The organism is Streptomyces sp. NPDC052299, assembly GCF_040679335.1.
Classification (GTDB): Bacteria; Actinomycetota; Actinomycetes; order Streptomycetales; family Streptomycetaceae; genus Streptomyces.
Genome location: NZ_JBFAUP010000014.1, coordinates 154,052 through 168,254 on the forward strand (window position 1 = coordinate 154,052; position 14,203 = coordinate 168,254).

A 14,203-nucleotide genomic window follows, 5' to 3' on the forward strand; every position below is an offset into this window, starting at 1 on the left:
GTTTCGCAGTCAGCGGTGCGAAGACGCCGCCTCCTGCCCTGCCCGGGCGCTCACCAACGCACCCTCCCCCGAAGGCTGGCGAGAAGAAACGCGCAGGTCAGCGCGGACAGGGACAGCGCCAGGGCCACCCCCACGGGATGCGCCACGATCCGTGCGCCGGCCAACATCCACCGGTCCGCCGCCCCCGGCCACTGAAGCCAGGCCAGGTCCCGCAGCCGTCCCGGAAGCCCGGCCATCGAACGTGCGCTCGCCGCCTTCGGCATTCGCTCGACGAGCGGCACCAGCACTACGGGTACGGCGAGCACGGCGGCGATGCCCGCGGTCGTCACCCGGAAGACCCCGGCGGCCAGCACCCCCGCCCAGGCACAACCCACGGTCAGGGCGGACCAGCTCACCGTCAGCGACACCACGTTCGAGGGGACGTCGAGCATGCTCCCGCCGTACACCACACGCAGGGCAGCGGCGGAGCCCAGCACGACGAGCAGCGCCAGGAGAAGGGCGACTCCCCCGGACACCACCAGCTTGGCCAGGAGCAGGCCGAGTCTGCGCGGCACGCTCCCCCGTCCCGCGGCGAGCGCCGGATAGCGGAACTCGTCACCGAAGGAGAGCGCCCCGAGGAGCCCGGCCCCCAGTGCGGCGGGCGGAAGCGGCAGCAGCGAGGGCCAAGCGGCGATCACATGGACGAGCGGGGCACTGCCGTCGCGGGCCAGCAGGACGGAGAGACCTACGGAAACGGCCAGTACGGCAGCCAGGATCGCGGCCGTCGTCCGCACACCGAACAGGCGGCGCAGTTCGTACCGCACCGGCCTCACCGGCCCCCGGGCCGGGCGCCGCCTGATCGGCGGCCGGTCCTCGGCCCGCACGGCGGGCCGCACGGGGCGGGAGGAGGCGCCGGAGCGGTCATGGACGGCGCGGCGGTCGGCAGGGGCATCGGGCGCGCCCGCGGAACGCGTGTCGCCCACTTCGTCGGCGAGCTGGTGCACGGGAAGGCCGTGCCGGAACGCGGCGTCACCCACTTCCGCGCAGCTGCTGCCGTACACGGAGAGCCGGTTGCCGGCCCCCTCGGCGACAACCTCTACAGACCGCCGGGCAGCACGCGCTTCCCGGCTGACGATCGCGGCGAGGCGGGCGGCCTGCGGGGAGCGCACCGCCACACGGGGCCGGAGGCGGGTACGGGAAAAGGCAGCCCCGTGCTGATCGGCGACCACGCGCCCAGCGTCGAGGGTGACCACATGGCCCGCCGAGCGTGCGGCCTCCTTGGGATCCCTGGTCGCGAAGAGCACCGTTCCACCGCGCTCGGCGTGGGAGCGCAGCATCCCGTGCATCCAGTCGGCCTCCTTCGGCGCCAGGCCCTCCGCCGGATCGTCGAGAAGGAGCGTGTGCGGGTCCCCGAGCAACGCGCAGGCGAGCGCCAGTCGACGATCCATGCCCAGGGAGAGCGTGGCGATGCGCTGATCCCTCAGACCGGCCAGGCCCACCGCGTCGAGCAGTTCGTCGGCCCTGGATACGGGAACGCCCGCCGCGGCGCAAAGCATGCGGAGTTGCCCCCGAACGGTGCGTGCGGGGTGGCCCGGCACGTCACCCAGCACCACACCCACCTCGCCGGCCGGGTTCGGAACGCGGTGCAGCGGCCGGCCCCGGAAGTAGGCCACCCCGCGCCCCGGCTCCAGTTCGAGCATCAGCCGCAGGGCCGCGGTCTTTCCGGAACCCGGCGCCCCCAGCAGTGCGGTGACACATCCTGGCTCCGCGTCGAAGGTGAGGTCGTTCACGGCGGGGGCTTGTCCACGGGAAGGGGTGCTGGTGAGTCCGATGGCCTGGAGCATCGCTTCTCTCGCAGGAACGGGGACGGCGAAGGCGAAGCCGCCCGGCGGCGAGTGAGTACCGCAGCACGATAACCTGACATATTGGACTTTTTACGCAAGACTGCGCGCGCCGCGTCACGGGCCTCCGCCCGGGCGGGAGGTCCAGGACCTTTCGCGCCCGGATCAGCCCGCGAGCCCGGCACGATCCACGCGCGAGTCCTAGACCTCGGGCCTCAGCATCGGCGGATTGAGCACGGTCGCCGTGCCCGACCGGAACAGCTGGGCCGGGCGGCCCCCCTGCCGGGTGGTCGTCCCTCCGGTCGGCACCAGGAAGCCCGGCGTACCCGTCACCTTGCGGTGGAAGTTCCTCGGATCCAGCACGACGCCCCACACCGCCTCGTACACCCGGCGCAGCTCACCGACCGTGAAGGCGGGCGGGCAGAAGGCAGTGGCCAGCGAGGAGTACTCGATCTTGGACCGGGCCCGCTCGACCCCGTCGGCAAGGATCCTCGCATGGTCGAAGGCCAACGGCGCCTGGTGCTCGCCATCGGGTGCGTAGCCGCCCTCGGGTCCGAGCAGGTCCTCGACGGGCGCCCATCGCGCGCTGTTCGCGTCGCCGCCCGCCCTGGGAGCGGGCAGATCGGGGGCCAGCGCGAGATGGGCGACGCTGACGACCCTCATCCTCGGGTCCCGGGCGGGGTCCCCGTACGTGGCGAGCTGTTCCAGATGAGCGCCGTTGCCCACGGCCGGGGCGGCCGGGTCCTGCGCGCACAGGCCCGTTTCCTCGACGAGCTCACGGGCCGCCGCGGCACCGAGATCCTCATCGGCCCTGACGAAACCGCCCGGCAGGGCCCACCTGCCCTGGAACGGGGTCTCACCCCGACGTACCACCAGCGCGCAGAGGGCGTGCCGACGCACCGTGAGCACCACCAGGTCGACGGTGACGGCGAACGGCGGGAAGGTCGACGGGTCGTAGGGCGGCATGCCGTGATCATAGTCGTCTTCCTGACGATAAACACTCCCTTCCCGCTGACTCTTCACCGGCCTCCGAAGCCTCGCTCACTGGTTCCGGAAGATCGCGCGCCGGTCGTCCCGTGTCGACACGAGGTACACGACGAGGCCCGGCGTGCGGCGCCGGAGGCCCGGCGCCGCCGTGGTCTCACCTTCGTCCGGTCCTGGTCCCGCGACGCCCCTGCGCCCCCGGCCGGGCAGACCGCCGCTTGTCCGCCGCGCCGGGGCCGGGCCGAGTGGAACCATGACGCGACCTGACTCGCCCGGCCGGCCGCACCCGTGCCGGACGGGCCCCCGCGACCCGTTCCGCACGTCGGCCATTCCGGGCTGCCCGCGCGCTGCGCTCACCGCGCAGACAGCGCCGCAGCGTTTCCGGGTCGAGACCCTGGTTGCACGCCTCGTGCAGCAGTTGCGCGAAGGTGTAATGCGGATCGAGGCGCAGGGCGAGCCCCAGCGCGACGCGCGCCGCCGGCTCGTCGCCGGTCGACCAGGAGACCCAGCCCGCCAGGGTGAGCGGAGCTGCGGCGTGTTCTTCGTACGGAGCGACGCAGCGACGGGCAAGCGCTCGCCACAGCCTCAGGGCCGCGTGCGCCTTCGGCCCTTCCATCCACTCCGCCGCCCTGTCGCGGGTCCCCCTGTCCTGGAGACCGAGAATCATCGACGCGGCCTCCTCATCGCTGACCAGCCTGTCGTCGTTGATGTCCGCGAGTGACGGCACCGTTACGGGCGCTTTCCCGAGGCGGTCGATCAGGCGGCCGGCGAGCTTCAGCGTGTCAGCGCCGAGCTCCTGGCGACGTTCCTGGTCGAGCAGCAACGGCACCATCGCGCTGCCCGCCGCGTCCAGGGCACGCACCTGGGCGCCGGCCGACGTGCGGGTGAGGGGGGTGAGCCTCGCCTCCATCTCGCGCAGCGATCCCCGTACCTGAATGCCGGCGTAGGTGGCCGCCGCCGCCATCACCGAGGTGCCGGGCATAGCCAGCGGGTTGCCTTCCGGTGGGCAGCAGCGGGCGTCGGGGCAGACATAGGACCAGAAGCGGTTCCCCGAGATGCACAGCACTTCGAGGACGGGCACGTCCAGCGCTCCGCACGCCGTACGCAACCGCTGAGCGAGCGGGCGCAGGCGCTCCATGGTCTGGTTGCCCGTCTCGCCGTCCACCGGATCCTGGCAGAGGAAGACGACGATGGCGTCCGGCCGGGCCTCACGCCGCTCGCTCCCCTTGATCAGGCACTCCGCGAGCTGGTCGGCGACCGTCGGCCATTCCAGCGTGGACTGCGGGATGTCGAGCCTGAGCCTGGATCCGAACCGGCCTCGGCCACCGTGCAGGGCGACCATGACCACGCTGTCGCTCGGGTGGAAGCCCATGAGATAGGGGAGGGCGTCGGCCAGCTCGGCCGGGCCTCGCAGGGTGATCTGCTGTTCCTCGGAGGGACCGGTTGATTCGGGGTGCTTGTTCATGGCCAGACCGTCTCGCGAACCAAGCATTTCCGCTACTCCCTGTGGATAACTTATCCACAGGGAGTAGTCAGCCGTTCGCGGTTGTCGGATGCATCGGGTTGCATGGGAGGCATGACCGTCGCAGACCGCACAGACCTCAGGGCTTCGGCCGATTCCATACTGTCCCGACTCGTCGGCGACGCCTCGGGCACCGCTCGGCTGCGTGAGGACCAGTGGCGGGCCATCGAGGCACTCGTCGCGGACAAGCGCCGAGCGCTGGTCGTCCAGCGGACCGGCTGGGGGAAGTCCGCGGTGTACTTCGTCGCCACCTCACTTCTGCGCGCCCAAGGCGCCGGGCCCACCGTCATCGTCTCGCCGCTGCTGGCGTTGATGCGCAACCAGGTCGCGGCGGCGGCCCGCGCCGGCATCAGCGCGCGCACGATCAATTCGTCCAACACGGAGGAGTGGGACACCGTGCAGGCCGAGGTCGCCGCGGGTGAGGTCGACGTCCTGCTGGTCAGCCCCGAGCGCCTCAACAATCCTGACTTCCGCGACCAGGTGCTGCCAAGGCTCGCCGCGGAAACCGGTCTGCTCGTCGTGGACGAGGCGCACTGCATCTCCGACTGGGGCCACGACTTCCGGCCCGACTACCGCCGACTGCGGACGATGCTCGCCGACCTCCCTCCCGGTGTTCCGGTGCTCGCCACCACCGCCACGGCGAACGCCCGGGTCACCGCCGACGTGGCGGAGCAGCTCGGTACCGGTGCCGGCGCGGACGCGCTCGTGCTGAGGGGCTCGCTGGACCGCGAGAGCCTGAGCCTCAGCGTGCTGCGACTGCCGAACGCGGCCCACCGTCTGGCATGGCTCGGGGACCACCTCAAGGAGCTTCCGGGCTCGGGCATCATCTACACACTGACGGTCGCGGCCGCCGAGGAGGTCACCGCGTATCTCCGCCAGTGCGGGCACACCGTCGCCTCCTACACCGGCCGCACCGAGAACGCGGAGCGGCAGCAGGCGGAGGACGATCTGCTGGCCAACCGGCTCAAGGCGCTGGTGGCGACCTCCGCTCTCGGCATGGGCTTCGACAAGCCCGACCTCGGCTTCGTCGTGCACCTCGGGTCGCCGTCCTCCCCCATCGCCTACTACCAGCAGGTGGGCCGCGCCGGACGCGGTGTCGAACATGCCGAGGTGCTGCTCCTGCCGGGCAAGGAGGACGAAGCGATCTGGCAGTACTTCGCGTCGGTCGGCTTTCCGCCGGAGGAACAGGTCCGGCGCACCCTCGACGCGCTGGACCAGGCCGGACGGCCGCTCTCACTGCCCGCCCTGGAACCGCTGGTCGACCTGCGTCGCGCACGGCTGGAGAGCATGCTCAAGGTCCTCGACGTGGACGGGGCGGTCAGGCGGGTGAAGGGTGGCTGGACCGCGACGGGAGAACCCTGGGTCTACGACGCCGAACGCTATGCGTGGGTGGCCCGTCAGCGTGCTGCCGAGCAGCAGGCCATGCGCGACTACGCCACGACGGACGGCTGCCGGATGGAGTTCCTGCGCCATCAGCTCGACGACGAGGCGGCGACCGCGTGCGGGCGTTGCGACAACTGTGCCGGCGCCCGTTTCGGGGCGGGAGTCTCCGACGCCGCTCTGGAGACGGCGAGGGGCGAGCTCCGCAGGGCCGGTGTGGAGGTGGAGCCCCGCAAGATGTGGCCGACCGGGCTCCCGTCAGTGGGTGTTGATCTCAAGGGCAGGATTCCCGCGACGGAGCTCGCGGGCACCGGACGGGCGCTGGGCCGGCTCACCGACATCGGGTGGGGCAACAGACTGCGCCCGATACTGGCGGCTCAGGCACCCGACGCTCCGGTTCCGGGCGACGTGGCCGATGCGGTGGTGACCGTGCTGGCCGACTGGGCCAGGGGTCCTGGCGGCTGGGCTCCGGGGGCCGTCAACGCCGTGCCCCGGCCGGTCGGTGTCGTCACCATGGCCTCGATCCGCAGACCTCAGCTCGTCGAATCGCTCGGCAGGCACATCGCCGGAGTGGGACGGATGCCGCTGCTGGGAGGCCTGACCCTGGCTCCGGACGCCGACGAGGTCCGGGTGTCGCAGACCAACAGCGCGCAGCGGGTACGAGCCCTGCACGACAGGCTGGTCGTCGCACCCGACCTCGCGGAGGCCCTGGCGGCCACGGACGGGCCGATACTGCTCGTCGACGATCTCTCGGACACCGGCTGGACGCTCGCCGTGGCAGCCCGCCTGTTGCGTCGAGCCGGGGCGGAGGCGGTGTTTCCGCTGGTCCTCGCCGTTCAGGCGTGACAGGAGGCGTCAGGCGGGACCGGACTGGGCAGGGATATCCGTGTCATTCCGGCTGAATACCGTCAGCCTCACCAATTGCTCGTTGCCGCCTGCCGATACGCCAGGAAGAATTGGTCTCGCTCCCCGCACGGTCCTCTCGCGGGCCCGAAAGGGCTGTGCCGCGGCGCGCCCTCACCCGACCCTGCCCGCATCGTGGGCGCGTATGCGAAGGGAGGACCGTGACCTTCGGATTCGCTCCGTCCGCAGCCACTTCGATGTCGACAGCCGCCGACTCGGCCAACCGCCTTGCCAGAATGCTCGAACCGGCCGAATGGGCAGCGGCCGGAATACCTCTGCTGCGCAGCCCGCGTGAGGTGGTCAGCGGACTGCACGCCAGGCACCGGCCGACGCCGACCACCGCTGTGGTCGCCGTCCTGGACCACGAGGAGCGCTTGACGGCAAGCGCCTCTTTCGCCCGCCGCTCGGTGACGGCCGACGGCTGGGAGTTCCGGAACTCACTGCTCGCGCACCTGCGCCGCGTCATCCCGCATGATCTGCGCCGCCGTACCCCCGTCCGTACCGCGGTACTGCTCTACTGCCGCGAAGGGGACGAGCGTTGGACGGAGGAGGACGGAGCGTGGATGTGGGGGCTGCGGGACGCCTGCACACTGCACGGGCTGCGGTGCGGCGCGTACATCACGCTGACCAGGGGTGGCTGGCAGGTGCTGGGCGAGGGCAGGGGCGGCCGCCGTCCGAACTCCATGTCGCAGCCTTCGGCCCTCGCCGACACCGCCCTGTCCACCGAGCAGGTGCCGTCGCGGAGCGGCGGCGGAGCAGCGCAGGCACTGCACCGCTCCGCCGCACGCTGATCGAGCACGCTTCGGTGGTCCGGCAGCCCTCGCGGACGGCCGGACCGCCGAAGCCGCCGGGGGGCGCGGGGCCGGAAGCGGCCGCGGTCCCGCCGGCGTCGGTGCTCAGACGCCGGCGCCGAGCGCGGCGTTGATCCGCTGCGGGTCGCCGCAGGCGATCAGCAGCACACCGGCGGCCTCGCGTGCGTTGGCAAGTGCCCGCGCGGCCGCGTCGTCGGCCGGGCCGTTGACCGCGACGATCACCACCGGCCGGGGCTTGACCCGGTCCGCCGCCGCGGCCGCGGCGAAGAAGACGTCGTCGCCCGCTTCGTGCTGAGCCCAGTAGGCGGTCTCACCGAAGGAGAGCTCGTGGGTCGCCCACGGGTGCTGTCCGCCCGTGGTCAGCACCAGGATGTCGCCGGGTGCGCGACCCGAGTCGAGCAGCAGATCCACCGCCTCGTCGGCGGCGTCGAGCGCCCCGTCGGCCGATGCGGGGATGATTTGGAGCTGCGGTGCGGAACGATTCTCCGACGGCGCCGCCTGGGGCCTGCCGGAGGTGGACTGCCGGCGCTGCGCGGGGGGCGCAGGCCGCGGGCCGGGCACCGGACGACCGGGGCGCGGCATGGCCGCTGTACGCGGACCGGGTACGGGACGAGGGGTCGACGCGGCGCGGCCGGTGGCCGGGGTGGCGCGGGGACCCTGGGCGCTCTCGTGAATCTGAGGCTCCTCGGGGATGAGAGGCATGGGTGGTTGTCTATCAAACGCCGATACCGCGGGCATCGGCGGGTGGGCACATGTGCGCGATCAGAAGTCGAAGCCGAGCTGGCCCCCGCTTTCCAGTGCGGCCGCCTCGGCGGAGAAACGGATCTTCTTCAGGTGCTGCCACCGGGGCAGCGCGTCAAGGTAGGACCACGACAGGCGGTGGTGGGCGGTGGGCCCACGCTCCTCGAGTGCGGCCCTGTGCGCGGGCGACGGATAGCCGGCGTTGGCCTCGAAGCCGAAGTCCGCGTACTCCCCGTTCTGCGCGCCGAGTTCGGCCATCATGGCGTCCCGGCGGACCTTCGCGATCACCGAGGCCGCGGCCACCGCGACGCAGGACTGGTCCCCCTTGATGACGGTACGCACCTGCCAAGGGCTGCCCAGGTAGTCGTGCTTGCCGTCCAGGATCACCGCGTCGGGGCGGACCGGCAGGGCCTCCAGGGCACGTACGGCCGCCAGCCGGAGGGCGGCGGTCATGCCGAGCGCGTCGATCTCCTGGGGGGAGGCGTCACCGAGGGCGTATGCGGTGACCCAGCTCTCCAGCAGCGGAGCGAGTTCCGCACGGCGCTTGGGAGTGATCAGCTTGGAGTCGGTGAGTCCGGCGGGGGGCCTGCGGAGACCGGTGACCGCGGCGCACACCGTGACAGGTCCCGCCCACGCTCCGCGTCCGACCTCGTCGACACCGGCGACGATCTTGGCACCGGTGGTGGCGCGCAGTGAGCGCTCGACGGTATGCGTGGGTGGTTCGTACGGCATGGCGTCTGTCAGCGTACGCCGAAGGGGGCGCCAGGAACACCCCGGGGCACCCCCTCCCGGGATCACACCGACGGTCGCGCGCCGGACGGCGCGCGACACACGGCTTCCGGCACGGTCTTCACAAGGCCCGCGCGATCGGCATTGGGGGCTTCGGACGGCAACCCGGCGCAATCACTCGCGGGTTGGTCAGTACGGGTCGTACGGGTCGTAGACGTCGCCCGTCCCGCCGCCGCGCTCGTCGCCGTTGTCGCCCGTGCTCAGCCCCCGGCAGTCCAGGGTGCGGTAGCCCGGATCCCAGTCGCCGAGGATGTCCCGGGCTCGGGCTTCGCCCCAACTCGTGGCGTACCAGGGTTCGTCGGAGTCGCGGAGGGAGCGCTGGATCTCTTGCAGCGCACAGGACCGCAGAGGTTCGGGCAAGGTGTCGAGAGCGGGTACGGCGTCGGCCGACAGGCCCTTGAGGTATTCGATGTCGATCGAGTGGTCGCTGCGGTAGCGCTGCACGTTCTGCTCGGCGATGAGCCCGTCGGGCGAGATGAGGCCGAAGGCCAGGACGCCGACGGCCGCGCTCGCCGCGACCGCGCGCGGCAGCATGCGGGGGCCGAACACGCCGGCCGCCATGATCAGCACGAGGACCACACCGAGCCAGAGTTCCACGGCGGCCACGGAGATCCGGAGCCTGGTCAGGCCGTACGCGTCGACGTAGAGGTCCATACGGCGCAGGGCCGAGGCGACCACGACCAGCGTGAGGAAGCACAGGGTGCCGAGCACGGAGCGGACGAGGGTGCGGTCATGGGTGCCGCCGCGCGGGGCCCAGCGAAGGGCGAGCGCGATGACGCCGAGCGTGAGCACCGTGGCCCAGAGCAGTTGCCAGAAACCTTGGCGCGCGTACTCGGAGTAGCTGAGATCCGTCTCGGCCATCACCTTGTCGTACCCGCCGAGCAGCACCGTGAGCTGGATGGTGAGGAACGCCGCGAAGAGGAGGTTCAGGACGATCAGCGGGAGGGCCCATTCCAGCCGCCCGCGCGCCTTGCCCGGGCGTACGGTCACCCCGTCCCAGCGGACCGGGGCGGCAGCGGTGTAGGCGGCGGCGAGGGCACCGACCAGGCCGAGGAGGCCCAGGAAGACCCGCCAAGGTCCGTCACCGACCGACACGTCCGGCGTCAGGTTGCCCAGCAGGTCCGCGAAGGCGGCGTCGGCACTCGCGAAGAGCGCGCCGAACACGATGACCAGCACGACGGCCACGGCCACGGACCGGAACACCACGCCGAACCGGCCCCGGGACCCCGACATGCGCTCGCGCACACCCCGGACACCCCAGCCCAGCGATTCGAACACGGAAGTGAACACGCCCAGGGAACCGAGGAACACGCCGAGCCAGCTCCGGCTGCCGTGCAGCGCCAGCGAGCCGAGCGCGAGAGCGGACACCATCGCGAGGAAGGTGGGCCAGCCGGCATCCCGGAGGGCCGGGACGGCCAGGAGCGCCAGGCCGCCGATGGCCCACACGGCGGTCCAGGGGCGGAGCGTGCGGCCCGCCGCCCTGGCGGAGATGTACGCGCCGGCCGAGGCGGGCAGCGCCACGATGAGCAGGTTCAGCCCGATGCCGTCGCCCAGCAGGGACATGCTGAGCAGGGCCGTCGCGAGGGTGGCCCAGAGGGTGCCGGTGTGGACGCGGCCCGGTTTCTTGGCCCGGAGCCGCGTCGTCACGGAAGGCGGTGGCTTGCCCCAGGGGCTCGGCTGCCCCTGTCCACCGGGGCGCTGCGCCGCGTAGGCGGGGATCTTGGGTGGTTCGGGCATCGACGCCGTACCGCCTCCCGCGACGCCCCTGCCCGCGGCTCCGGGGGCGGCGGCCGGCCGCTCGCCCCGCGCCCCCACCGCCGCGGTTCCGGGTACGGCCCGAGCGGTGCCGGCCTGCTCAGGAGTGCCTTGGCCGGGAACGCCCTGCCTGGGCTCGTCCCGCGCGGAGCCGGCCTGCCCGGGCAGACCTTCGTCCGGTGCGGGCCGGGATGATGAGGCGGGCTCGTCCGGCGCGGGCTCGGGCCGGGATGATGCTGGCGGTGTTTCGGACACGGGACCCCTCCCCACCGGGTCCGCTCACGCGAGCTCTGGGCTGCGCGCGACCCCCCGGCGTCTCATTCGGTGCGCACCCCTTGTCATGATCACCCAGGGCGGCGTGGCCGAAAGAGTAACCCCCTGTCACGGCCCCCGGACGGGAGAAGGGGTGCTGTGGCAGGACCGTGACACTTGAAGCGTGGCCCGGTCCGCGGCTGCCTGCGGCGCTCTCTAGCGGGGTGTCCAGTCCGGCAGGGGTTCCGTTTGGGCCGTCCAGTGGGCCGGAGGGGCGCCTGCGGTGCTCGCCGCGATCACGCCGCCGACGATCGCGCAGGTCGTGTCGACGTCACCGCCGGCCTGGGCCGTCACCCAGAACGCCTCCTCGAAGTCGCCGAGGCTCCGCGCCGCCGACCACAGGGCGAAGGGGACGGTGTCGTGCGCGCTGGTCCGGCGTCCGTTGCCGAGGACCGCCGCGACGGTGCCCGCGTCCTTGTAGTCGAGCATGTCCCGGGCCCGCCGCAGCCCGGCGCCGACCGCGCTGCGCGGAACGAGCGCGACCACCCCGTCCAGCAGCGCCTCCGGAGCGGGCGGCCCGGCCGGTGAGGCGACGAGCGCCGCGGCCGCCGCGACGGCCATCGCGCCGACGACGGCCTCCCGGTGCTGGTGCGTGGTGTACGAGGAGATCTCCGCCTGGTGCGTGGCCTGCTCGGGGTCGTCCGCGTACCAGGCGCCGAGCGGTGCGATGCGCATCGAGGAGCCGTTGCCCCAGGAGCCCTGTCCGTTGAACAGGGAGGAGGCGAGCTCCCGCCAGTCGCCGCCCTCGCGGACCAGCCGCAGCATGCGGTTCACGGCCGGGCCGTATCCCCGGTCGAAGTCGTGGTGGTGCGCGAAGGACAGGGCCAGGGCGTCCTGGTCGACGCGGCCGTGCTCCTGGAGTACGGCCACGACGGAGCAGGCCATCTCCGTGTCGTCGGTCCACTGCCAGGGCCCGTCCGGCAGGGCGCGGTCCTTCAGGAGCGGGTAGTTGGCGGGCACGAAGAACTGGGAGCCCAGGGCGTCTCCCACGGACAGGCCGCGCAGGCTGGCCAGGGCGCGTTCGAGACGCTGGTCGGAAGCGGATTCGGTCATCGATTCCACTCTATCCGGAGATGCCGTAGGGCTCAGGAGTACGCCAGCGCACGAAGGGCCGGTCGAGCGTGTACCGCCCGTCCTCACCGAGCACCAGCGTCCGCGATTCCCCGTTCCCGGGGTTGGAAAGCGATTCGAATTCGGCCACGGTCCAGTGGAACCAGCGCATACAGAAGAGCCGCATGGTCAGACCGTGGGTGACCAGCAGGACGTTCGGCGGGTGGTCGGGGTCCTCGAAGCTCCGGTGCAGGCTCTCCAGGAAGGCGCCGACCCGGTCGTACACGTCCGCCCCCGACTCGCCCTGCGCGAAGCGGTAGAAGAAGTGCCCGTAGGCGTCCCGGTACGCCTTCTGCAGCCTGACGTCGTCGCGGTCCTGCCAGTTCCCCCAGTCCTGCTCGCGCAACCGGGGCTCCTCGCGGACCCGCACCCGTCCGGCGTCCAGGCCGAGTGCGGCGAACGTCTCGTGGGTGCGCCGGTAGGGAGAGACGTACACGCTGACCCGCTCCTCCCCGAACAGCCCGCGCAACCGCTCCCCCGCCTCGCGGGCCTGGCGCAACCCGGCGGGGGTGAGCCTCAGCGCGTGGTCGGGTTCGCGCTCGTACACGGTGTCGTCGGCGTTGCCCTCGGACTCACCGTGCCGGACAAGAACGATTCGTTGCGGTCGTGCCATACAACGACACTAGATCGAGTCATCGCCGTTCGAGCACCTGTCCGGAAATCGCCGGTGCATGTCGCGGCCGTACCCGTCGCCCGGGGGCGTCACACCGTCCAGGACGGTTCGAGTTGCACCACGTCGCCGTCGAGCGCCGCCACGTCGTCTTCCGTGCCCGCGCGCTGCGAGAGCCGGTCCACGCTGCCCGGACGGTACTTCCCGCGTTCCGCGCTGGACTGCCACATCGACAGGACCAGGAACTCGTGCCCGGGCGCCTCGCCGAACACCCCCCGCAGCATCCCCGGCGAACCCGCCATCGCCGGGTTCCACACCCGCTGCTGCATCAGCGCGAAGTGTTCGACGCGGTCCTCGTGGACCCGGCTGTGGGCCACCCTGAGCACGTCCGCGTCCGTGAAGCGGGGTTCGAATCCGGTCTTCACGTCGGAGCGGTACTCGAAGAGCTTGACCCGGAGGTCCTGGTACGTGCCGGACTGGGCCGCGGCCAGGGCGTCGTGGGCGCGCGCCATGAAGGAGTCGTAGAAGACCCGGTTCTCCCAGAAGGCGAAGACGTGCGCCACCTCCGGCCGGACGCGGCTCCAGCCGCCGCCCTGCCCCCTGAAGCCCGGCTCACCCAGCAGCCCCGCCCACTTCCGCTGCCCCTGTTCGAATCCCCGACGGTCCGACACACTGCAGCGAATCCACTTGACCAGCACTGCGCCATCGTACGGCTGTCGGACGTGGCGTGGGTCACGCTCCCGCGGAGTCCACCGGAACCGGCCGTCTCCCGCCCCATCATGGCCCGTTTCAGCCGCTCGACCGCAAGCCGGTTGGTTCCGGGGCGAGTTGCGGACATGATCGGGGGACGGAACCGGAGCGTCGTCCCCACGTACAGGAGGGAAGTCCGATGAGCACTCCGAACAAGGATCTCGACAAGGTCGAGGTGCGGGTCAAGTGGGATCCCAGCGACCGGGGCGAGGCCCCCAACGACCTCGACATCATCGCGGCGACCTACCCGGCGGACGAGCCGTACGGCAGTCCGGCGTACCTCGTGCACTTCGACAGCCGGGCGCCCGACGGCACGATCACGCTCGACCGGGACAGCAGGACGGGTCAGGGCCTCGGCTACGACGAGGTGATGACGCTGGAGCTGGACCGGCTGTCCGACGCCTACGCCCGGGTCGTCGTCGGCGTCGCCATCCAGCAGCGTGACGGCCGCAAGACGTTCGGCGCCATAGAGAACACCGCGGTCCAGGTCCGCGAGGGCTACACGACACTGGCGGAGGACGACTTCTCCGCGGTGGGCGGCGCCACCGCGGCCGTCGTGGCCGAATTCGTACGGGACGAATCGGGCGGCTGGCACTTCCACGGCGCCGTCCGGGGCTTCGACGGCGACCCCGAGGAGTTCGCCGCGGCGATGGGCGGCCGTGCCTTCGGCGCGTAGGCGCCGCGTGACAGCAGTGCGGGCAAGCCCTCCGGGGAG

Annotated in this window: 12 protein-coding genes; 3 read left to right on the top strand and 9 right to left on the bottom strand. The window is 72.0% G+C overall.

What is annotated here, in order from left to right; translation table 11 throughout:
• Window positions 1-50: 50 nt before the first annotated feature.
• The 3 genes from AB0L33_RS23870 to AB0L33_RS23880 all read right to left on the bottom strand — a co-directional run bounded on the left by AB0L33_RS23870 (window position 51) and on the right by AB0L33_RS23880 (window position 4,269).
• Complete coding sequence (locus AB0L33_RS23870) at window positions 51-1,823, bottom strand: ATP-binding cassette domain-containing protein (protein WP_365684534.1); 1,773 nt, start codon at window positions 1,821-1,823, stop codon at window positions 51-53.
• 198 nt (window positions 1,824-2,021) lie between these two features.
• Entirely contained in the window at window positions 2,022-2,786 is a 765-nt protein-coding gene (locus AB0L33_RS23875; protein WP_018105349.1) for an NUDIX domain-containing protein, read from the bottom strand.
• Window positions 2,787-2,961: 175 nt separating this feature from the next.
• Window positions 2,962-4,269: a DUF4192 domain-containing protein gene (locus AB0L33_RS23880; RefSeq protein WP_365684537.1), complete on the bottom strand. Its 1,308-nt coding sequence runs from the start codon at window positions 4,267-4,269 to the stop codon at window positions 2,962-2,964.
• A 111-nt stretch (window positions 4,270-4,380) separates the two neighbouring features.
• Between AB0L33_RS23880 and AB0L33_RS23885 the strand changes: the two genes are divergently transcribed.
• Both AB0L33_RS23885 and AB0L33_RS23890 read left to right on the top strand, forming a co-directional pair.
• On the top strand, window positions 4,381-6,552 hold the full coding sequence (locus AB0L33_RS23885) for a RecQ family ATP-dependent DNA helicase (protein WP_365684539.1): 2,172 nt from the start codon (window positions 4,381-4,383) through the stop codon (window positions 6,550-6,552).
• Between the two features lie 218 nt (window positions 6,553-6,770).
• Window positions 6,771-7,400, top strand: a complete 630-nt coding sequence (locus AB0L33_RS23890) for a hypothetical protein (RefSeq protein WP_365684541.1) — start codon at window positions 6,771-6,773, stop codon at window positions 7,398-7,400.
• 105 nt (window positions 7,401-7,505) lie between these two features.
• On the opposite strand, the gene AB0L33_RS23895 is transcribed toward AB0L33_RS23890, so the two are convergent.
• The 6 genes from AB0L33_RS23895 to AB0L33_RS23920 all read right to left on the bottom strand — a co-directional run bounded on the left by AB0L33_RS23895 (window position 7,506) and on the right by AB0L33_RS23920 (window position 13,436).
• Window positions 7,506-8,123, bottom strand: a complete 618-nt coding sequence (locus AB0L33_RS23895) for a hypothetical protein (RefSeq protein WP_365684543.1) — start codon at window positions 8,121-8,123, stop codon at window positions 7,506-7,508.
• Between the two features lie 60 nt (window positions 8,124-8,183).
• Window positions 8,184-8,894: a ribonuclease HII gene (locus AB0L33_RS23900; protein ID WP_365684545.1), complete on the bottom strand. Its 711-nt coding sequence runs from the start codon at window positions 8,892-8,894 to the stop codon at window positions 8,184-8,186.
• 186 nt (window positions 8,895-9,080) lie between these two features.
• On the bottom strand, window positions 9,081-10,598 hold the full coding sequence (locus AB0L33_RS23905) for a DUF4173 domain-containing protein (RefSeq protein WP_365684661.1): 1,518 nt from the start codon (window positions 10,596-10,598) through the stop codon (window positions 9,081-9,083).
• 576 nt (window positions 10,599-11,174) lie between these two features.
• Entirely contained in the window at window positions 11,175-12,071 is an 897-nt protein-coding gene (locus AB0L33_RS23910) for an ADP-ribosylglycohydrolase family protein (protein ID WP_365684547.1), read from the bottom strand.
• A gap of 10 nt (window positions 12,072-12,081) precedes the next feature.
• A complete protein-coding gene (locus AB0L33_RS23915; RefSeq protein WP_365684549.1) occupies window positions 12,082-12,741 on the bottom strand; it encodes a histidine phosphatase family protein in 660 nt (219 codons plus the stop codon).
• An 89-nt stretch (window positions 12,742-12,830) separates the two neighbouring features.
• The gene (locus AB0L33_RS23920; RefSeq protein WP_365684551.1) at window positions 12,831-13,436 is read right to left on the bottom strand and encodes a DUF4937 domain-containing protein; all 606 of its coding nucleotides are present in this window, start codon (window positions 13,434-13,436) and stop codon (window positions 12,831-12,833) included.
• A 191-nt stretch (window positions 13,437-13,627) separates the two neighbouring features.
• Between AB0L33_RS23920 and AB0L33_RS23925 the strand changes: the two genes are divergently transcribed.
• Window positions 13,628-14,164, top strand: coding sequence for a TerD family protein (locus tag AB0L33_RS23925; RefSeq protein WP_365684553.1), 537 nt, complete (start codon window positions 13,628-13,630; stop codon window positions 14,162-14,164).
• Window positions 14,165-14,203 lie beyond the last annotated feature (39 nt).